The 20,156-nt window shown below is 41.2% G+C and carries 16 protein-coding genes and 2 tRNA genes; 1 reads left to right on the top strand and 17 read right to left on the bottom strand.

The window, feature by feature from the left end; all coding sequences use genetic code 11:
* Window positions 1-14 precede the first annotated feature (14 nt).
* The 4 genes from BIV16_RS11090 to malQ form a co-directional block, all read right to left on the bottom strand.
* A complete protein-coding gene (locus BIV16_RS11090; RefSeq protein ID WP_083625237.1) occupies window positions 15-896 on the bottom strand; it encodes a sugar ABC transporter permease in 882 nt (293 codons plus the stop codon).
* The gene (locus BIV16_RS11095) at window positions 896-2,269 is read right to left on the bottom strand and encodes a carbohydrate ABC transporter permease (RefSeq protein ID WP_075680845.1); all 1,374 of its coding nucleotides are present in this window, start codon (window positions 2,267-2,269) and stop codon (window positions 896-898) included. Before BIV16_RS11095 ends, BIV16_RS11090 begins: the two co-directional genes overlap by 1 nt.
* A gap of 165 nt (window positions 2,270-2,434) precedes the next feature.
* A complete protein-coding gene (locus BIV16_RS11100; protein WP_075680846.1) occupies window positions 2,435-3,733 on the bottom strand; it encodes an extracellular solute-binding protein in 1,299 nt (432 codons plus the stop codon).
* Between the two features lie 81 nt (window positions 3,734-3,814).
* Window positions 3,815-5,311 carry a 4-alpha-glucanotransferase gene (gene malQ / locus BIV16_RS11105; protein ID WP_173664559.1) on the bottom strand — a complete coding sequence of 499 codons (1,497 nt, stop codon included), beginning with the start codon at window positions 5,309-5,311 and terminating at the stop codon, window positions 3,815-3,817.
* Window positions 5,312-5,677: 366 nt separating this feature from the next.
* Here malQ and BIV16_RS11110 point away from each other — a divergent pair, with 366 nt between their 5' ends.
* Window positions 5,678-6,709 carry a LacI family DNA-binding transcriptional regulator gene (locus BIV16_RS11110; RefSeq protein WP_075680848.1) on the top strand — a complete coding sequence of 344 codons (1,032 nt, stop codon included), beginning with the start codon at window positions 5,678-5,680 and terminating at the stop codon, window positions 6,707-6,709.
* 299 nt (window positions 6,710-7,008) lie between these two features.
* Here the strand turns inward: BIV16_RS11110 and BIV16_RS11115 are convergent, their stop codons facing one another.
* From BIV16_RS11115 to BIV16_RS11175, 13 genes are all read right to left on the bottom strand, one after another.
* Window positions 7,009-9,141, bottom strand: coding sequence for a methyl-accepting chemotaxis protein (locus BIV16_RS11115; RefSeq protein WP_075680849.1), 2,133 nt, complete (start codon window positions 9,139-9,141; stop codon window positions 7,009-7,011).
* Between the two features lie 580 nt (window positions 9,142-9,721).
* Window positions 9,722-9,805 (bottom strand) — tRNA-Leu (locus BIV16_RS11120).
* Window positions 9,806-9,823: 18 nt separating this feature from the next.
* Window positions 9,824-9,905: transfer RNA gene (locus BIV16_RS11125), tRNA-Tyr, on the bottom strand.
* Window positions 9,906-10,397: 492 nt separating this feature from the next.
* Entirely contained in the window at window positions 10,398-12,212 is a 1,815-nt protein-coding gene (ftsH, locus tag BIV16_RS11130; RefSeq protein ID WP_075680851.1) for an ATP-dependent zinc metalloprotease FtsH, read from the bottom strand.
* Between the two features lie 12 nt (window positions 12,213-12,224).
* Window positions 12,225-12,692: a hypoxanthine phosphoribosyltransferase gene (gene hpt / locus BIV16_RS11135; protein ID WP_442971737.1), complete on the bottom strand. Its 468-nt coding sequence runs from the start codon at window positions 12,690-12,692 to the stop codon at window positions 12,225-12,227.
* A 59-nt stretch (window positions 12,693-12,751) separates the two neighbouring features.
* A complete protein-coding gene (tilS, locus tag BIV16_RS11140; RefSeq protein ID WP_075681036.1) occupies window positions 12,752-14,191 on the bottom strand; it encodes a tRNA lysidine(34) synthetase TilS in 1,440 nt (479 codons plus the stop codon).
* 36 nt (window positions 14,192-14,227) lie between these two features.
* On the bottom strand, window positions 14,228-16,069 hold the full coding sequence (locus BIV16_RS11145; protein ID WP_075680855.1) for a SpoIIE family protein phosphatase: 1,842 nt from the start codon (window positions 16,067-16,069) through the stop codon (window positions 14,228-14,230).
* Between the two features lie 239 nt (window positions 16,070-16,308).
* A complete protein-coding gene (locus BIV16_RS11150; RefSeq protein WP_075680857.1) occupies window positions 16,309-16,617 on the bottom strand; it encodes a septum formation initiator family protein in 309 nt (102 codons plus the stop codon).
* A gap of 15 nt (window positions 16,618-16,632) precedes the next feature.
* Complete coding sequence (gene yabQ / locus BIV16_RS11155) at window positions 16,633-17,091, bottom strand: spore cortex biosynthesis protein YabQ (RefSeq protein WP_242940391.1); 459 nt, start codon at window positions 17,089-17,091, stop codon at window positions 16,633-16,635.
* Window positions 17,088-17,372, bottom strand: a complete 285-nt coding sequence (yabP, locus tag BIV16_RS11160; RefSeq protein WP_075680859.1) for a sporulation protein YabP — start codon at window positions 17,370-17,372, stop codon at window positions 17,088-17,090. Before yabP ends, yabQ begins: the two co-directional genes overlap by 4 nt.
* Before the next feature lie 56 nt (window positions 17,373-17,428).
* Window positions 17,429-17,671 carry an RNA-binding S4 domain-containing protein gene (locus BIV16_RS11165; protein ID WP_075680861.1) on the bottom strand — a complete coding sequence of 81 codons (243 nt, stop codon included), beginning with the start codon at window positions 17,669-17,671 and terminating at the stop codon, window positions 17,429-17,431.
* 154 nt (window positions 17,672-17,825) lie between these two features.
* Entirely contained in the window at window positions 17,826-18,101 is a 276-nt protein-coding gene (locus tag BIV16_RS11170) for an HU family DNA-binding protein (RefSeq protein ID WP_075680863.1), read from the bottom strand.
* Between the two features lie 199 nt (window positions 18,102-18,300).
* Window positions 18,301-20,034 carry a phospho-sugar mutase gene (locus BIV16_RS11175; RefSeq protein ID WP_075680865.1) on the bottom strand — a complete coding sequence of 578 codons (1,734 nt, stop codon included), beginning with the start codon at window positions 20,032-20,034 and terminating at the stop codon, window positions 18,301-18,303.
* Window positions 20,035-20,156 lie beyond the last annotated feature (122 nt).

Genomic DNA, 20,156 nt, shown 5'->3' on the forward strand with positions numbered 1-20,156 from the left:
TTAACCCTATCACTTTAGCCCTTAACAGCTCCGCTCATTCCATCTACATAGAATTTCTGTGTGAAGATGAAGAGGATTGCAATTGGAACAGATACTACAACTGCACCAGCTGCGAAACAGGTATACCAGGAGTTGATATACTCTTTCTCTAACATTTTCCACAAACCGATGGAAACGGTAAAGTACTGTGCGTTTGCACGACAGATAACCTTTGCAAAGATGAAGTCTAACCATGGTGCCATGAAGGAAGTCAGGATTGTGTATACAATGATTGGCTTACTTAATGGAATGGTAATCTTTGTAAATGTCTGCCATCTTGTTGCACCGTCAATCAGTGCTGCTTCGTCTAATGCCTTTGGAATTGTATCAAAGAATCCCTTCGCTACATAGAATCCCAGACCGGTACCTGCGGAGTACACGATAATCAGGGACAGACGAATCATAGAACCATCTGTTAAACCGAATACCTTTAAAATGTAGTAAACAGCAACCATGGACATGAATCCTGGGAAAAGGCCAAGAATCATGGCAATGTTCATGAATGGTTTTCTCATTTTAAAACGCATTCTTGACATACAGTAAGAAACAGAAAGTACAAAAATGGTTGAAATGATACAAGTACAAATCGCAATAATAAATGTATTTAAGAACATCTGTGGGAAGTTCAAAATACTTGTATCTGTAAATAATTTCTTATAGTTATCTAATGTATATCCTTTTGGGAAAAATGATGTTACGTAAGAACCTGGTTCTTTACGGAAGCTTGTTAAAATAACCCAAAAGATTGGAAGCAACCAGATAAATGCTAAGATTGCTAAAATAACATGAACAAAAAAGTTTCCAATTTTTTTTCTGATTTTTGCGCCTGACATAGGAGCACTCGTTGTTTTACTCATTACATGAATCCCTCCTCGTCTTTGTAAGATGCAGTATTACGATAGGTTACCAATGCAACGATTGCTAATACGATAAAGGTCATAATACCGATAACAGCACCTAAGTTGTAGTAGTTCTTATCGATGGTCAACTTGTACAACCAGGTAACAAGTAAGTCTGTCTTACCAGCGGTCGCCTCCACAGGAGTAGGGTTACCACCAGACAACAGGAAGATAACGTTAAAGTTGTTTACGTTTCCGGTAAACTGTGTAATCAGGTATGGTGTCATAACGAATAACATGTATGGCAATGTAATCTTAAAGAATGTCTGAACCTGATTTGCACCGTCAATTTTTGCTGCTTCGTATAACTCAGCAGGAATGTTCTGTAAAATACCGGTAACCTGAAGCATGGTATATGGAATACCAACCCAGATATTGATAATGATAACGGTTACACGAGCCCATGTTGCATTTGTAAAGAATGGCAACGCAGTGTCGATAAGACCATATTTAATTAACAATGTGTTTACGATACCGGTTGGCTGTAACATTGTTCTCATAATCAAAAGGGATACGAACTGAGGTACTGCGATGGATAATACAAAGCAGAATCTCCAGAATCCTTTTGCCTTTGTCTCCTTACGGTTGATTACAATCGCAAGAATCATACCAAGAATGTAGTTTGTTACAGTTGCAAGAACAGCCCAGCAAAGGGTCCATCCTAATACTGAATAGAATAACTTACCAATACTATCGCCAAAATTTAAGATTTTTGCAAAGTTTGCAAGTCCTACCCAATCAAATAAAACAAGATGATCACCTACTTTACTGTAGTTGGTAAACGCCATGGTAATCATGAAAATAAGTGGTAAAATAGTGAAAACAAGTACACCTGTTAATGGTGCTGCAAGTAATAATTTATGTAAATTTTGATCAAACAAACTCTTGAAGTCTTCTTTAAATGTATTTAAGTGCTTGCCTTCTTTTGCAAGAACTTCGGATTTATAAGAGCTCTTTACTGACTCTCTCCATACAATAATGAATCCTAATGTGATGAATATTGTTCCAATTCCGTATAATAACAAGAGTAAGGACTGGTCTCCAGCCGTATATTCATAAATACTCTTTTTCTCGTTCCAAACTTTTTCCTGTTCTCTCCATCCAAGTGATGGGAGCATTGATAAATTATAAATACCTGATTGAATCATGAACCAGATATAACCTACTTCGATTGCAAGAAACATAAGTCCTTTAAAGACCTGTTTATGCGCAATATTTCCTAAACCTAAAATAAGCATGGAAAGCTTTGTAATCGCATTTCCTTTTGTTAATGCATTTGTCACCGTATACGGCGTAGAAAATTCATTTTTCTTTTTCACAGCCTTCTTCACGTCGTTGGCCTCCTCATTTCTCTTTGCCAGCAGAAACGTCTACTGAATTTGCGGATAATTCCTAATTTTCGTAATTTTTCGTAATCTATGATAGCAAGACTTCCAGGGTACCCCCTGGTACCCTGGAAACCCCCACCATCTTTCTTTTTATTTTGAAAAGATATCTTATTCTGCTGCAGCGTCTGTGTTCATTGCTGTGTTCATGTCTTCTGTCTTCTCAGCTGCGTTGTCATGTGTAACATCTCCAGACTGGATAGCTTTACCCATGTTCTCTGCTGGTGACCAGTAGTTACCCATTGCAGAAACGAATGGCTGTGTGATAGATGTTCTATCATAAGTATCGTTCTGAGCTTCTACTACAGGATCATCTGTGATTGTAGCAAGTAAGTCTGTGTTACAAGGAACTACGTTTCTCATCTCGTAATGAGCTTTCTGAGCATCAGAGCTTGTTAAGAACTGTGCTAAAGACATAGCTACCTGTGGGTTTTCTGTGTTAGGGTTAACACCGATTGCTTTAGAACCAGCGAATGCCATCATCTGTCCTTCATTTCCGTCGATTGTTACAGTAGGAAGAGCTGCTGCTGCGAAATTATCGCCAAGAGCTTCTTTTACGTTCTCAGCATCCCAAGAACCAGAGAATACAGCGTTAACGCTTCCGTTTGCTAATCCAGAGATACCAGATCCATCAGCATCTACTACAAAGTTAGGATTTTTAACTAAGTCTACTAAGTAATCTGTAACAGCTGTTGCTTTGTCTCCACCGAAGTCGATTCCAGCAGATTCATCCATCTGGTCATCACCAAATAATGTACAACCGTTAGCTACATAGAATGCCTGGATATACCATGAGTTTGTAAGAGGGAAAGAAACTTTTCCTTTTTCAAGCATGGTATCAAAGCTCTTGATATCGTCTTCTGAGAACACGCTCTTATCATAGTACATAAACCATGTATTTGTTGTGAATGGGAAACCATATACGCTTCCATCAATTGTTACAGAGTTTACGATTGAATCAGAGTTTGTAGATTTAACAGAATCTAAGTAGCTTCCACCTAATTCAGAAAGTGCATTAGCTGCTACTAAGTCTGTAATGTTATCGTTTGCGAACATGTAAACATCAGCAGCGCCTTCAACGTCCTGAGTTACGTTTGCTTTTGCATCACCTTCTGGGCAAACACCATATTCAAATGTGATATCCCAGTTTGGATGAGCTTCGTTGAATGCCTGGCATTCCTGATCTAACCAGCCAGTATCCTGATCTTCCTGTGGGCTCCATACTGTGATGGTACCAGACCAAGCTTCTTCTTCTGCTGCGTCATCTGAGCTGCTAGCTGCTTCTGTGCTTGCTGCGCTGTTGTTGTCAGATGTTGTTGTGTTGTCTGCTGCGTCTTTGCTACCGCAACCAGCTACCATAGTTGCTGTCATTGCTGCAATAAGCAATGCTGAAATTACTTTCTTTTTCATTTCGTTCCTCTCCTTTTCATAATAAAAAGTATTTATATAAAATGCCCCACGCATTTCATATCAGCATTAAAATGTTTTGTACTAGCGCCGATATACGGAAGCTAGCGTTCGAATCCATGCTTTCCGCTCTTCGCTGATTGTGTCTGTACCAATTCTCCAACGCCAGTTTTTTCCGACTGTGGATGGTGCATTCATTCGGGCTTCATTTCCAAGTTTTAACAAGTCCTGCATCTGGATAATCACAACATCCGCGATACTTCCATACGCCGCCCGGATTAAGGCATCCGGTATATCCTCTTTACATCGGATATTTAAGTACTCATACAGATAAGCCAGTTCGTAATCCGTCTTATCGTGGAAATAACCCACAATGGTTTCGTTATCATGCGTTCCCGCATAGACAACCAGGTTGTTGTCAACGTAATTATGAGGTAAATGTTCATTTGCCGTATCATCGTCAAATGCAAACATTAAAATCTTAATTCCCGGCCAGCCCATCCGGTTCATCAGCTTTTTCACTCCCGGAATCGGTGTCCTGAGTCCCACATCTTCTACAATAACATGTGTATCTCCTAATACTTCTTCCATCGCGTCTGTCAGCTTTTTCCCTGGTCCCTTGGACCATTTACCGTTTTTGGCTGTCGGTGCGTCATTCGGAATCGTATAATATCTTACAATTCCTACAAAGTGGTCCAAACGAATGATGTTAAACAACTGTGCATTTTCTTTCATCCGCTTTTTCCACCAGTCGAAGCCATCTGCCTCCATTCGGTTCCAGTCGTAAATCGGGCTGCCCCATTTCTGACCTTCCTCTGTAAAAGAATCTGGTGGAACACCTGCAACACCATTTGGTGTGCCGTCCTCATTCAACAGGAATAAATCTCTGTGTGCCCAGACATCCATGCTGTCAAGCGCCACATAAAACGGAAGATCTCCGATAATGGAGACTCCTCTGTTATTTGCATATTGCTTTAAGTCTCCCCATTGTTTGAAGAACTCATACTGTAAAAATTTCCAAAACAAAATCTCATTATGTAGGATTTTTGAATATTCCTTTAATGCTTCCGGATTCCGGTCTCTTAACGAGGCGTCCCAGCTTAGCCATTCATGTCCGTCAAAATGATACTTGAGTGCCATGAACAATGCATAATCTTCTAACCAGTATTTTGTCTCTTCCTGGAACAGAACAAACGCCGGATTGTTTCCATCGAAACGTTCATATGCAATCTGTAAAACCTTAAATCGGTTCTCATAAATGGTTGCATAATCAATGTCTGCCTCATCGGTTCCCCAATTGTAACTTCGAATCTCTGTCTTCGTCAGTAATCCTTCTGTTGCCAGATCATCTAAATCAATCAGGTACGGATTCCCCGCAAATGCGGAAAGTGATTGATACGGGCTATCGCCAAAACTGGTTGGTCCAATCGGAAGAACCTGCCAATAGCTCTGTTTCAAATCAACCAAAAGATCTACAAACCGATATGCAGCATCTCCAAGAGTACCTATACCGTAGGAAGATGGAAGACTTGTAATCGCCAGCAGTATACCTGCTCCTCTGGTTAATTCTTTCGCCTTCAAGATGATTTCCCCCAGTTTTTAAAAGTATCGTTTGGTTTTGCTACGAAACTTTCGGAAATTCTTTTGAGTTTGTTTCGTAAATTTTCGTATCTGAGTTAATTTTATAATTATTAACGCTTTTTGTCAACGAATTTGCGATGTTTGACAACGATTTTGCCATTTTTACTGTTTTTTAGGTGCGATTTTTGTACAAAATAACAATTGAATCTTCCTTTTTTTTCGAAAATCCGCTTTTTCTTTATTCAATTACGCTTGTAAATCCGTTTTTTCTTCTATATAATGGAAGTATCACAATCATTTTTTTATTATATTTGCATATCACGGTAGTATTACCAATCGATAAATTTTTGCAAACAGAGGAAAATTATGGCTACAATAAAAGATATTGCCAATCGGCTTGGAGTATCCGTCAGTACTGTTTCAAAAGGATTAAACGGAGCAAGCGACATCAGCGACGAACTTCGCCAGATGGTTCTTGACACGGCAGTCGAAATGGGGTACGCAACAAAGAAATCAAAAAAAGAAGAAAACCGCAAACTTTGCATCTTCATCGAAAATATGGATTACGAAACCAACAATCAGTTTGGTTATGAAATTGTACTCGGTTTTAAGCAGAATGCATTCCGGCATAAATGGGACGTTACGGTCGTACCGGTAACACCATCTTTCCAGCTTGCCGAAAAATATGATACTTATATGTTAAAAAATGGCTACTGTGGCGCATTCCTTCTGGGATTTGCACTCCATGATGAATGGATGAAACAGTTAGAGACCACAACCATGCCAACGGTTCTTTTTGATAACCACATCAAGAAGAATCCGAATGTGTGTTACATTGGAACCGACAACTATGAAGGTATTGACATCGCCATAGACCATCTTTACACGCTTGGTCATAAAAAGATTGCCTTCTTAAACGGTTCGCTTCATTCAATGGTTTCCGAGCAGCGCCAGGAAGCATATTATCAGAGCATGAAGGCTCATGGTCTTGAAATCAAGGAATCTTTAACTGCATACGGTTATTACGTTGCGGACAGTGCCAAATATCATGTACCAACCTTTTTAGGCGAGGGCGCAACTGCGATTCTTTGTGGTAACGATTTGATTGCATCCGGTGTCATTACCGAATGTCAGCTTCGCGGTTTCCGTGTTCCAGAGGACATCAGTGTCATTGGATTCGATGATATCCCGATTTCTTCCATGTTGGAGCCACCGCTGACAACCGTCCACCAGGAACGTGGTGAACTCGGCAAATGTGCTTATGTCATTTTGAATTCACTGATTCACCATATCTCAATCAGCAAAACATTGATTCGTCCCCAGTTAATTGAACGTGAATCAACTGCCCGCTGTCAGGCTCCTATCGTAACAAAGGGATTGCTTTCCAAGCAGGAATAAATGATTTTATTCAGACTGTAATAGAAAAAAGAACCGGCATAAAAGTCAATTTTGAAATTACTTTTATGCCGGTTCTTTTTTCTTTTGTCCAGGCAATTTATCGCTGCCTATTCCTTCTTCTTGTCTCTTTTCAGGCAGCTTATCACTGCCGGTTCTTATTTTCTTATTTTAACAGCTTATCACTGCTGGTCCCTTTTTCTTATTTTAACAGCTTATCACTGCTGGTCTCTTTTTCTTATTTATTTGGGGTATCATCATTTATCACTGCTATTTTTTATTATCGTGCCAGGCTTTCGCTCTTAAATCACAAATTTCTGTAACATCGTTGCAAGCTCCTCTGCCTGTGCTGCCAGTTTATTGGACGCACTCTCGAGCTCTGTGACCGCATCACTTTGTGTCTGGGCTGCTGTGTACACAGTCTTCGAACCGGATGCCGTCTGTGCAGAAATTGAAGAAATACTTTCAATTGCAGATAATGTAGTGGCACGCGCACGATCCATATTCTCTACATTAGAGTTAATCATGTTAAGCGAATCCATAAGAGAATCCACCTTCTTGTCAATTTTTTCAAAAGAACCTGTGGTATAATTTACTGCCTCTTCCTGGCTCTTTACAATCTCTTCTGCCTTCTTTGCAACCGTAACAACATCACCGGTACCGGCAATAATCTCTTCTACAATATGTTCTATCTCAGAAGCAGAATTCATAGACTGGTCTGCAAGCTTCTTAATCTCTTCCGCAACTACCGCAAACCCTCTTCCGGCCTCACCGGCACGTGCCGCCTCAATGGAAGCATTCAGCGACAAAAGGTTCGTTTCTTCTGCAATTTCATTGATTGTATTGATAATTTTGCCGATGGAACGTGATTTTTCCTCTAATTCCTGAATTGCAATAATTACATGTGAGGTTACCTCTGTCGTAGAAGCTGCACTGCGATTTAATTCTTCCATCGAATTGATTCCGGAAGCAATTGCCTCGCCTGTGGCATCAGTCAATTCACTAATCTGCGCAGCACTCTCAGACATGAATCCAATTTTCTGGGAAAGAGAATCCATCTGCTCTAAACAGTCTGCGGAATCCGTGTCAAGTTTTGATGTTCCGGTCTCAATTTCCGAGATTGCATCCTTGATTCCATCTGAAGTCTGAATAAATGTTCCGGTAGATTCTGCGACCTGTCCCGCTGCCTCCGCAAGCTCCGCACTTGCCTCGGTCACATTTGTAATCAGCTCCTTCATGCTTGTCACCATGTCGGTAATTCCCTCTGCAAGCAGTTTAAATTCATCTTTTCTTTTCGTTGTAACCGAAACAGTAAGATTTCCTTTTCCAATTTTCTTAAGATTATGCACCATCTTATTGATTGCACGTCCATAGGAGCTTGCAATCAGGTTTCCTAAAACAATTGCAACCAGGCATGCCACAACTACAAATGCAATTGTAATCTTTTTGATATTAGCGACCTTTGCAATTACATTTGCCTCTGGAATCAGTGTACAAATCATTGCACTTCTTCCCTCAATTCTTGCATACAGGAACAAATACTTTTCACCGTCATACTGCACATATTCAGCACCTTTTCCATCTTCTGCCTCACATGCTTTCTGGTAAAAGTCTGTGCCATAAAAAACAGTCTCTGAGGATGTTTCCCCATCTTTTTTGACATACTCTGTTCCATCCTGTGTCACAAGGCTTACCATGCTGCCTGCTCCACCATCCAGTGAGGATAACGTGTCTTCGATACAGGCTTTATCTATATCCACAACCATAAGTGCCTTTGCACCATTTAGATAGCGAACCAGTCTTGCGCCATATTTATCACTTGATGTACCCATTTTTTCATCTGTCTCGCACTGGTTTCCAAGCAGGTAAAAATTGTATTTATCACCTTTTACAATCTGCCCCTGCGTACTGGATAGATAGTCCGAATACAAAGAGTCCCCACTGCACTTTGCTGTTGTAATCACCGGCTCAGAATCCGATAAGAAATAAATATTCGACACCATTTTATCGGTTGTCACTGTCTTATTGAGCGTGTCCTGATATTTTTTCTTAACGCTGTCATGTTTTACCTTATCCTTATCCAACAATCCCTTATAATACTGTAACATGGAATCGTCGTTGATATACTCTTTATAATTCAGCTGTACGGTGTCAAACACTAAGGACAGATACTGTTCCATCATCTGCATGGTCTGGTTAACCGAATTCTCATAACTGCTGACAACGGATGCGGATGCGTTTTGAAATGATGTCACACCTAAGAGGATAATAAACACAACCGGTATTAAGAATGCTGCAATGAGTCGACACTGAATTCCTCGAAAAAAAGGAACTCCGTTTTTCTTTTCTTCTTTCTTTTCCTGACGCATTGATTTGCGCAGACTCTTTACCTGACTTTTGGTCTGGTTCTTTGCCTGACTCTTCTCTTTTTTCATGGTACAATCCCTCTCTTTTACTCAAATCGTCATGGTCCCTCTTTACCATAACTTTCCATTTATGCCATCTTAACAAATTTTTCGTCAGAATACTACCCGTTTTCGACATTTTCGTCATTATTTACGAAATTCATCGAAAAATATATTGCTCTGCCCGCTTTATTTTTGTTGTTTTTTCTGTATAACTGAATTGGGATTTTCTGGAGAGTATTTTTTTCACTTTAGGTGTTTTTTGACAGCTTGCTTATTTTCTACTCCATGGGCTTTCTTGCTTTAGGTGTTTTTTCTCACTTTGTTCTTTTTCTACTCTAATGGGTATCTCTTCACCTGGCTGTTTTAGGTGTTTTTGAAACATCCATGCAATTTCGCCTCCAATTACGAAAGTTCAATAGATTGAAAAATTGACTTTTCTTAGAAAAACACCTAATCCTATTTGTTTATTAGAGTAATATTTTTAAATTTTTCTTGAAAACACCTAACGGAGTTAAACATCACTAAAGAATTGCAAAAAGACATGTAATAGAGTCAAACGCAAAAAAAGACATCTTCCCGCAAGAAGATGTCTTTCTCATTCTGGTAATGCCGGCGACCGGAATCGAACCGGTACGATGTCGCCACCACAGGATTTTAAGTCCTGCGCGTCTGCCAGTTCCGCCACGCCGGCATGCAATAAAATTGCAAATGGGCAGAGGTGGATTCGAACCACCGAAGCAAATTGCAGCAGATTTACAGTCTGTCCCCTTTGGCCACTCGGGAATCTGCCCATTCATGTCTGACAATAATTGTCCTGACAAGATAAAATTATATCATACGCCAACAAATTATGCAAGCATTAGTTTTCTTTTTTCTGTAAAAGATTATGTTATTGAATCATCATAATAAAGCTTTCTTTTCCTAATAGAATTTGCTTGCCAAAAGGCAGCTTACCTTTTACCAACAAGGGAACTGTGCATTATCTTTTGACAGCCATATCCTAATCGCAAAGCAAAATCAAAAACAGCCCTGCTTTGCAGAACTGTTTTTGCAAATAAAAGGACGGCCTGTCGATCAGCCGTCCTTTTAGGAGAAGGTATTTTTACTATGGGGTGTAGCAAAAACTATATATAATGTATTGGGGGGTTTTTACAGTTATTATAATAACATGTTCCCCCGGATAAGTGTGCACAAACTTCACAATTTGCGCCATCCATTTTTGTGCATTATTTATAGAACTTTTGAATTATTTCCGTAATTTGGAAGAAAATGTTGCACAAATACTACTCAAAAAGTGCCTCGAACTCCTGTTGATTAATCTTTTCTTTCTCCAACAGGAGCGCTGCGCAAGCGTCCAATACATTACGGTGTTCCATAATCATTGTCTTTGCTTTCTCATAGCTGTCATCAATGATTCTCTTGATTTCCTGGTCGATTGCACTCGCAACACCTTCGCTGTATCCTCTGGTATGTGCAAGATCCCGTCCGATAAAGACTTCATCGTCATCATTGTCATAACAGATCAAACCAATATTATCCGACATTCCGTATTTGGTAACCATAGATTTTGCAAGCTGTGTTGCCTGCTTAATATCCTGAGATGCTCCTGTTGTAATATCATCAAACACCAGTTCTTCTGCCACACGTCCGCCTAGGGATACGATGATATCCTGTAACATCTTTCCTTTTGTGTTAAACATCTCATCCTTTTCCGGGAGTGGCATCGTATATCCTGCTGCACCTGCTCCGGTTGGGATGATGGATACGGAATAAACCGGTCCGACATCTGGAAGCAGATGGAATAAAATAGCATGGCCTGCCTCGTGGAATGCTGTGATTCTCTTTTCTTTTTCCGAAATTACACGGCTCTTTTTCTCTGCACCGATTCCAACTTTTACAAATGCTTTCTTAATATCTGCCTGCGTGATAAATGCACGGTCTTCCTTTGCAGCAACAATTGCAGCCTCATTTAAAAGGTTCTCCAAATCTGCACCGGTAAATCCGGCAGTTGTCTGCGCAATCTGTTTCAAATCTACGTCATCGCCAAGTGGCTTGTTCTTCGCATGAACCTGTAAAATCTCTTCTCGTCCACCGACATCCGGGCGTCCTACGTGTACCTTTCGGTCAAAACGTCCCGGACGCATGATAGCAGGATCTAAGATATCAACACGATTGGTTGCTGCCATCACAATGATTCCCTCGTTGGCACCAAATCCATCCATTTCCACAAGCATCTGGTTTAAGGTCTGCTCACGCTCATCGTGACCGCCACCCATACCGGTTCCACGTCTTCTTGCCACCGCATCAATCTCATCAATAAAAACGATACATGGCGCATTTTTCTTTGCTTCCTCAAATAAATCTCTCACACGGGAAGCTCCGACACCGACAAACATCTCCACAAAATCAGAACCGGAAATGCTAAAGAATGGCACTCCAGCCTCTCCTGCAATTGCTTTTGCAAGCAAGGTCTTACCGGTTCCTGGAGGTCCTACCAAAAGCACACCCTTTGGAATTCTTGCACCAAGCTTGGTATATTTCTTTGGATCACGTAAGAAATCCACGATTTCTTCGAGTTCTTCTTTTTCTTCTTTCAGACCGGCTACATTTGCAAAGGTAACCGATTTATTCTCGTCCACCGACATCTTGGCACGGCTTTTTCCAAAATTCATCATTTTGCTGTTGCCGCCACCTGCTGACGCCTGGTTATTCATAATCATAAACAAGATAAACATTGCAGCGAACACTAACAGAAGTGGCAAAAGATTCATTAACCAGCTCTCTGCCGGCACATCTTTTACAACATATTTTGAGAACTGATACTGTTCCATCAAATCCTGCATCTCATTCACGTCAGATGTATAAAGTGTTTCCTCGTTGGAATCCGTCAGCGTAATCTCCAGGCTGCCCGTCGGAACTTCCCGGTTCTGGACAACCTCAACCGATGCCACTTTCCCATTCTTCAATGCTTTTTCAAATTCTGACTTCGAATATGCGTTTGTAAGAGAACTTCCATCCAGCCAGTACCATACGCATACCACAATCAAGATAAGTCCTATATAGAACCCTAATCCTCTGTAACTGCTTTTCTTATTCAAATCTTTTCTCCTTTATTCTTCAATCTCCACAAAACCAATGTATGGAAGATCTCTGTAATGCTGGTCATAATCAAGACCATAACCAACCACAAATTCGTCCGGAATTTCAAATCCGACATAGTCTACATCAACATCTACCACACGGCGGTCCGGTTTATCCAATAAAGTACAGAGTTTTAAGCTCTTTGGATTTCTCTTTTTCAAAATATCCAACAGATAGCTTAATGTTCTTCCAGAGTCGATGATATCCTCCACTACTAAGACATTCTTTCCCTCTAAGCTTACATCTAAGTCCTTCACGATTTTTACAACACCACAGGATGATGTGCCGGAACCATAGCTTGAAACTGACATGAAATCCATCTCAACCGGTGATGTAATTCTTTTTGCAAGATCACAGGTAAAAAAGATAGATCCTTTTAAAATACAAACCATATATACGGTCTCATCGCCATAATCCTTGCTGATTTCTGCAGCCATCTCTCTTACTCTCTTGTCAAGCTGTTCTTCTGTAAAATGTTCATGAATTGCTTTAATTTTCATTTTTCTTCCTCCACAAGCTGTACTTCTAATACTCTCTTCGTGCCTTCTGTCACTTTATAGGATGCGCCAATTCGTCTTCCGACGACCCAAAGAACGCTGGATGCATCGGTTAATAACCATATCTTTCCACGTTCTTCCTGCGGTATCTTCTCATTGATAAAGTACTGCTTTAATTTCTTTGTATGACCCTCTTCATCCACAGTCAGATAATCTCCCTGCCTGCGTTTGCGAATCTGCAGTCCATTTTGTATTTTATCATAATCGAACCATTTCGTATATGGTTTTTGACTAATTTCTTCCATTTTGCCCGAAAACGGGAACACATGGAAACGCCACCTTTTGCCGGATAAAACTGTTTCTAAGCCAAAAGGATTCTTCGCATCTGAAAGCTTTTCTGTGCTTATCGAGAAACTTTCTCCCTGTTCTAAGTCGTCCTCTTTCTTTTTCCTGCCAAGAAAAATCCCGCCATACTGTCTCTTTGCCTGTATCTGGTACGGAAACGACAGCGTGCGTCCCACCTGCTTTTTCATCAGTTCGTCCAGCTCCTTTACGTGAACTGACGCAATATCCTTTTTGCTTTGCGCAACATCTGCGAGCGCCTCGTGAAGCACCTCTTTGCGCAACACCTCCTGCTCCTGCCACAAAAGCTCCGACAAAAAAATCCCGTCCTGCACGGGTGTCCGATATTTCTCATAGACCGTCTGTGCCTGATTTTCCATATAATCTGCGATATCGCACAGCATCTTCGCACTTTGATTTATATGCGCTACCGCTTGCGCATTGACCTGGGAAAGTAGTGGTAAAATCTCATGGCGAATCTTGTTTCTGCTGTACGCCATGTCTGCGTTGGTGCTGTCGGTACAATATGGCTGCCCCAGCTCCTTAAGATATGCCTCAATCTCTTCCCTTCCCATCGTAAGAAGCGGGCGAATCAGGTACATATGCTCTGCAAACCGGCGGATTGGCTGCATTCCGCACAGACCATCGATTCCACTCCCCCGCACCATCTGAAACAGAATGGTTTCCGCATTGTCATCCGCATGGTGCGCAAGGGCAATTTTGACATCCGTGTCACCCTTTTTCAGCTTCTGTGCGGCTTTTTTGAAACAGTCATAACGCAAAATTCTGGCTGCCTCCTCTTCCCCTAGCCCATGCTCCTTTGCATATTCCGGAACTTTGACATCAAATCGTGTCAGTAAAAGACCTTTGTCTTTGCATAACTTTTCCACAAACTCTGCATCCATCACACTCTCTTTTCCACGAATTCCATGTTCTACGTGCACAACCTGGAGTGAAAACGGAATCTTTTTTTGCAGTTCACATAGAAGAAGCAGCATGCAGACAGAATCTGCCCCGCCTGACACGGCAGCAAGGATGACATCCCCTTCTTCTATGATATGCAGTTTTTGTATCTTTTCTTCCATTTTGTTTTTCATTTTATCCATTCACATCTTGTGTAATTACATTTGTAGTTATTGTTTTTCCCACAGGCAGGTGGTAAGAACCGTCATATCATCCGGCACTTTTCCTGCGGTGAACAGCATGACGCGCTCTAAAATCCGCTTTGCCAGCACTCCAGCATGGTTCGTCGAAATGCTCTCTATCATCTCACGCATCGTCTCTTCCGGCTGTGGAACATGAAGATATTCTAACACACCATCTGTCACCATGACAAGAAAATCACCGTCTTCTAACTGCCTGGTTGTTTTTTCAATCTCGACTCCCTGCTGCGCACCGACCGGCAGGTTTGTGGAAAAGATACACTCCACACCGTCCTTTCTTTTTAAAAATGTGGCTGCTGCGCCAATCTTATAGATTCCAAGCTTCCCGGTATAAAGGTTGACGGCGCACAAATCGATGGTGGAATACAGATTCTGCTCCCCTTTTAAAACCATGGCGGAATTCATCATGCGTATTGATGTTTCAATGGAAAATCCCGCCTGTAAAAAACGTTCCATCAAATCAATGACCAGTTCACTTTCCTTGGAGGCAACCATCCCGGAGCCCATTCCATCCGACAGACTCATCACAAAAGTTCCATTTTCCAGTTCTAAAAAGGAAAAGTTATCGCCCGAAACCTGTTCCCCGTCTTTTTTGACCTTCGCAATTCCCTGTGTATTCAAAAAGCGGGTGTCTTCCAATAACAAAAAAGAGTTTGGCTCCTTGGTCAGAAACATTCTGGCATCCTGCGAAATCCTCATTTTTCGTTTTAGGGCACTGCTCGCAAGACGCACAAATTCCCGCACTGCAATGCATCCTCCCTGCCTGCTGTGCATTTTTACCTCTAACTGGTATCTGCCAGATTCTAGTTCGCTCAGATGCATTGCATCAATCAGGATTCCTTCCTCCTTCGCAAGGTAGCGCAGTTCTGAAAGTTTCCGGTGTTCTCTTGCATCCACCTGCTTTTGCTCGGCGGCGCAATCCTCCATGATGTACGCCATGGCGTCTAGCTGTTCTGCAATCACCTTCCTGTTTTCTAACAAACGGTTATACCAGGAACGGTTGAGTGTTGCACGTTCAAACACTCCCACCGCCTCCTCCACCATGTCCTTACTTTTCCTACAATATTTTTTCAGGCTTTTTTCATCCTCCTGCGATGGAAAACCTCTCTTTAAAATCGATGTTATCATCCTTGATATAATTCCAACTAAAGGTGTAGTTTCATTTTCCCAGCATACTGCGCAGCAATCGCAGGAAGTACACATTTTTGCCGTAAGTTCATTTTGAATCTGTCCAAGTTCTTCCGAGGTAAACTGCTTCTTGGGGCTGCTCATCGTTTTAAAAATCTCGGACAACCCGTTAAACGACTGTGCATACGTCAAAAGTTTTTCATCCTTCGCCGCCTCTTCCATCTCATCTTTTTCGACAAAAAACTCAAACTCTAACACGCTATGTATGGCACGATGAAACAGCACAGCCGCCCCTGTCACAAAAAGTCCTTCCAATAACATCACCGGAACCGCAAGCTGGTCTTTTAAACTAAGTGCCTGTCCACCCAGCGACAACAAAATGCAGATTCCGCCTGCCGCACTTCCTGCAATCCACGTTTTACAGGATGGCTGCACCCATTGAATCAGCTTTACGAATGCAGCAATCGTCACCATCGCAATCAGATATTTAATCGCCGTCATCACCGGCAGGAAAAAGAACATTCCTGCGAAAAACATCGCATACGCATACCATCCCGTCACCTCTTCTAAATACAGTGCCACAAAATAGGCAGGCACAAGCGGGTAGCATCCTAGCATACCAAATTTACAGATTCCTCCCCCTAAAACTCCAAGCATTATTTTTCTGATTCCCTTTTCTCTCACGTTTTCATCCTCCTTCCAATCTTTTCCGTTTTTACGAAACGTGAGCTTGATTATAGCTGTGTCCTTTCAAAATCTTTGTCAAATGAAAGACAACTTCACAAAAAGTTTTCGCCATTTTCTCTTTTCAAATGTCTTTTCAAGGGAGTTCGATTCCATTCATGCTTTTTAGGAGCTTCGCTTTTTTGCTTTCAGGTATCACAAAAAGAAGCTTATAACTACATTTGTAATTATAAGCTTCTTTAATCCTGTTCCTTGAAGATAATCTCATTGCCATATGCAAGTCCTAATTTGCTTTTTGCAACATCTTCAATATACTGTTGTGTCTGGGTATATGCCTCATACTCGCTTAATCTTGTCTGCCGCTCTGTCTCTTCCGCCAATTGTCCTTCCAGTGATTTCTCACGTTCTATGTACTCTTGATCTTTTTCATAAAGATTTACCATCTGAACGGACATGACCCCGATAAACAGTAACACGATAAAGCTGATACAGATTTTTCCCATCCGGTTGCTGTCCCGCCTTCTGCGGTACTTATTTCTTTTCGCCATACCAATGCCCTCTTATCATAGTTTACATAATCCTATTTTAACTGTTTTCCATATTTTTTTCAATTGTTTTTTCAGCGCACGGCCCACTTTTTTTAGTACTTTTGTCATTGGTGCAAACAGGAAATGAACGACTCTATGAATTCCCTTTTTCAAGCGGTTCAATGCCCATGAAAAAAAGCGCACAACGTACCGGCTGCAAAGTCCGTGGTAAAGCAGCATTCCAATTACAATTCCAAGAAATGCAAACCCACGCACCATTCCATCATTCTCCTGATACAATACCACAGAAAATGCACCGGTTACGGCAAGCCAGTAGATAAAATCTTCCACTGCAACCCATATCGTTCCATGGCGCACGACACGTCTTAAGATACGAAGCAGATCATAGCACGCCGTCAGGGCTGCCCCCAGCACCACAGATACCCCCAGAAATGCCAGTTCCTTTCCAATCGCCTCACTTACCTGAAGCATCATTTAAACAGCCTTCCAAGGAAAGATTCTGCCTGTTTTCCAGGTGTTTTCACGTCAGAATATGCCAGGGAATCGATGCGTCCTTCAATATCCACTTCCCCTTTTTCCAGTGACAGCCGGTTCACATGCAAATCGTGTCCTTTAATCATCAGCATTCCCAGCTCTGTCTCCAATAAAATCTCTGCAACATCAAAGGACAATACATCCACAACGCCGCTAAACGCCCCGCTTTTTCGGTTTACAAGCAATACTTTATGTGATTTTGATACGTTCTTTTCTTCCATAGCCAGCCTCCTTACTACCAATATATATGTAGCAATTTGGGCTTTCATTCCTAAAATTAGGAAACGTATTCAAATAAATCTTTTGCTTCGTCTTTTTTCGTTGTGTCCTGAATATCTAACACACGTACTTTTACATTTTTTGTTCCAAATGCAATCTCAATCACGTCACCGACTTTTACATTTGTGGATGCCTTAGCAGGCTTTCCATTGATGGTTACTCTTCCCGCATCACATGCTTCATTTGCAACCGTGCGTCGTTTAATCAGACGTGAAACCTTCAAAAATTTATCTAATCTCATCCCGTTTCTCCTTTCTTGCTCCTTGCGGAGCATTTTTATGTAATAGGAACGAATTCCCTATTACATAAAAAAGCTGTTGCATCACAGACATTACATCTGCATCCACAACAGCTTCTTTTCTCACATCTCTATCTCAGATTCTATCCGAAATCAATTATGCGTTGATCATATCCTTTAATGCTTTACCAGCTTTGAATTTAGGTGCTTTGGAAGCAGCGATTGTCATTTCTGCTCCTGTCTGAGGATTTCTTCCTGTTCTAGCAGCTCTTTCAGATACTTCGAATGTACCGAAACCTACTAACTGGATTTTCTCACCTTTTTTTAATTCTTCAGATACTACATCTGTGAATGCTTTTAATGCTGCTTCTGCATCCTTTTTGCTTAATTCAGTTTTCTCAGCCATAGCTGCAACTAATTCTGCTTTGTTCATGTTAAAAATTCCTCCTCTGGATTTTCATAAAAAAATAAGTTCGAGTCCTGTTCCGAACTCTCATAAACATATTTATACTTGTTTTTATGACCTTTGTCAAGAAAAATCGTTGATTTTAAGGCATTTTCGGCATATTTTTATGTCGATAACACCTTAAAACCTGTCTTAGTACCTTTGTACTGAGTTATCGTACTTTTTCTTATAACATTTTTTCAATCATAGCGTGTACTTCTTTGGATAATGCTGCTGACTTCTCATCCGCATCTTCTAAGGAAGTTCCTTTTACACCAAGGTAGAATTTTACCTTTGGCTCTGTACCGGATGGTCTTACACATACCCATGCACCATCTGTCATCTCATAGTAAAGTACGTTAGAAGATGGAAGTCCGGTTGGGGTTACTTTTCCTGTAACTACATCTGTAATTGTATCTTTCTTGTAGTCACGTACTTTTGTCACTTCGTAAGCGCCAATCTTAGCCGGAGCGTTCTCACGTAAGGTATTCATAATCTCCTGAATCTTAGCAAGACCTTCGATTCCCTTTAAGGTGATAGCGGTAACATCATCTTTGTAGTAACCGTATTTCTCATACATTGCAAGCATTGCATCCCACAATGTCATGTTCTTTGTCTTGTAGTAAGCTGCTGCCTCGCAGAGTGTCATGGATGCAACGATGGCATCTTTGTCTCTTGCGTAAGTTCCGGTTAAGCAGCCGTAGCTTTCTTCCATACCGAAAAGGTAAGTTCCTTTTCCGGTCTTTTCAAACTCTAAAATCTTCTGTCCGATGAACTTGAATCCGGTTAAAACTTCGATTAACTGGATGCCGTAATGTTCTGCGATTGCATCTGCCATGTTGGTAGATACGATAGAACGGATGAAGGCACCATCTTTTGGAAGACCATATTTTTCTTTTCTCTGTCCGATGACATAATCACCGATGAGACATCCTGACATGTTACCGGTTAAGCTGTGGTATTCTCCTGTCTTGGAATCTTTTACATAAACACCAAGTCTGTCCGCATCCGGGTCTGTTGCAAGGATTAAGTCAGCGTCTACTTTCTTACCGAGAGCAAGTCCAAGTTCAAATGCTTCTGCAGCCTCTGGATTTGGATAACTTACCGTTGGGAATTCTCCATCTGGAAGTTCCTGCTCTGGAACAACATATACATTCTGGAAACCTAACTCTTTTAAGACACGGCGAACCGGAATATTACCTGTTCCGTGAAGTGGTGTGTATACAATCTTCATATCAGCAGCAACCTGATCGATGCAGTCCTGACGAAGTACTAATTTCTTTAATTCTGCAATATATGGGTCATCGATATTGGCACCGATTGTCTCATAAAGTCCTGCTGCTTTTGCATCTTTCAAAGACATTGTCTTAACGGTTGCAAAATCTGTTACTTTCTTAACTTCATCCATGATACCTGTATCATGAGGTGGTGTAATCTGTGCGCCATCTTCCCAGTATACTTTATAGCCGTTGTATTCTGGCGGGTTGTGGCTTGCTGTGATGTTGATACCAGCAATACATCCTAATTTACGCACTGCGTAAGAAAGTTCTGGTGTTGGACGTAAGGACTCAAATACATAAGCCTTAATTCCGTTTGCTGCAAGACAAAGTGCTGCTTCATCTGCAAATTCCGGTGACATTCTTCTGGAATCGTATGCGATTGCGACACCTTTTTTCTGTCCGTTCACATTGCAAATATAGTTTGCAAGTCCCTGAGTTGCCTTACGAACTGTGTAAATGTTCATACGATTGGTTCCGGCACCAATCACGCCACGAAGTCCGGCGGTACCAAACTCTAACTCTGTATAGAAACGCTCTTCAATTTCTTTTTCATCATTCGCAATTCCCTTTAACTCTGCCTTGGTTGCTTCGTCAAAGTATGGATTGCTCAGCCATGATTCATATACCTCTTTGTAACCCATTTTTTCAATCCTCCATGTTTTCCCAGAAAATAACTGTCTCTTACGACAACAAATTTCCTCTTATAAATATTCCACGCACTCTATTGTAGCCAAAAAGTGGCTATTTTTCAAGTAAAAGTCCA

Origin of the sequence: Roseburia sp. 831b, from assembly GCF_001940165.2 — a bacterium.
Taxonomy (GTDB): domain Bacteria; phylum Bacillota; class Clostridia; order Lachnospirales; family Lachnospiraceae; genus Roseburia.

Bases quoted from the DNA above. Each gene is read 5' to 3' on its own strand.
- BIV16_RS11090 (WP_083625237.1), bottom strand. From the start codon at position 896: ATGAGTAAAACAACGAGTGCTCCTATGTCAGGCGCAAAAATCAGAAAA.
- BIV16_RS11100 (WP_075680846.1), bottom strand. From the start codon at position 3,733: ATGAAAAAGAAAGTAATTTCAGCATTGCTTATTGCAGCAATGACAGCA.
- BIV16_RS11110 (WP_075680848.1), top strand. From the start codon at position 5,678: ATGGCTACAATAAAAGATATTGCCAATCGGCTTGGAGTATCCGTCAGT.
- BIV16_RS11115 (WP_075680849.1), bottom strand. From the start codon at position 9,141: ATGAAAAAAGAGAAGAGTCAGGCAAAGAACCAGACCAAAAGTCAGGTA.
- hpt (WP_442971737.1), bottom strand. From the start codon at position 12,692: ATGGCTGCAGAAATCAGCAAGGATTATGGCGATGAGACCGTATATATG.
- tilS (WP_075681036.1), bottom strand. From the start codon at position 14,191: ATGAAAAACAAAATGGAAGAAAAGATACAAAAACTGCATATCATAGAA.
- BIV16_RS11150 (WP_075680857.1), bottom strand. From the start codon at position 16,617: ATGGCGAAAAGAAATAAGTACCGCAGAAGGCGGGACAGCAACCGGATG.
- yabQ (WP_242940391.1), bottom strand. From the start codon at position 17,091: ATGATGCTTCAGGTAAGTGAGGCGATTGGAAAGGAACTGGCATTTCTG.
- yabP (WP_075680859.1), bottom strand. From the start codon at position 17,372: ATGGAAGAAAAGAACGTATCAAAATCACATAAAGTATTGCTTGTAAAC.
- BIV16_RS11165 (WP_075680861.1), bottom strand. From the start codon at position 17,671: ATGAGATTAGATAAATTTTTGAAGGTTTCACGTCTGATTAAACGACGC.
- BIV16_RS11170 (WP_075680863.1), bottom strand. From the start codon at position 18,101: ATGAACAAAGCAGAATTAGTTGCAGCTATGGCTGAGAAAACTGAATTA.
- BIV16_RS11175 (WP_075680865.1), bottom strand. From the start codon at position 20,034: ATGGGTTACAAAGAGGTATATGAATCATGGCTGAGCAATCCATACTTT.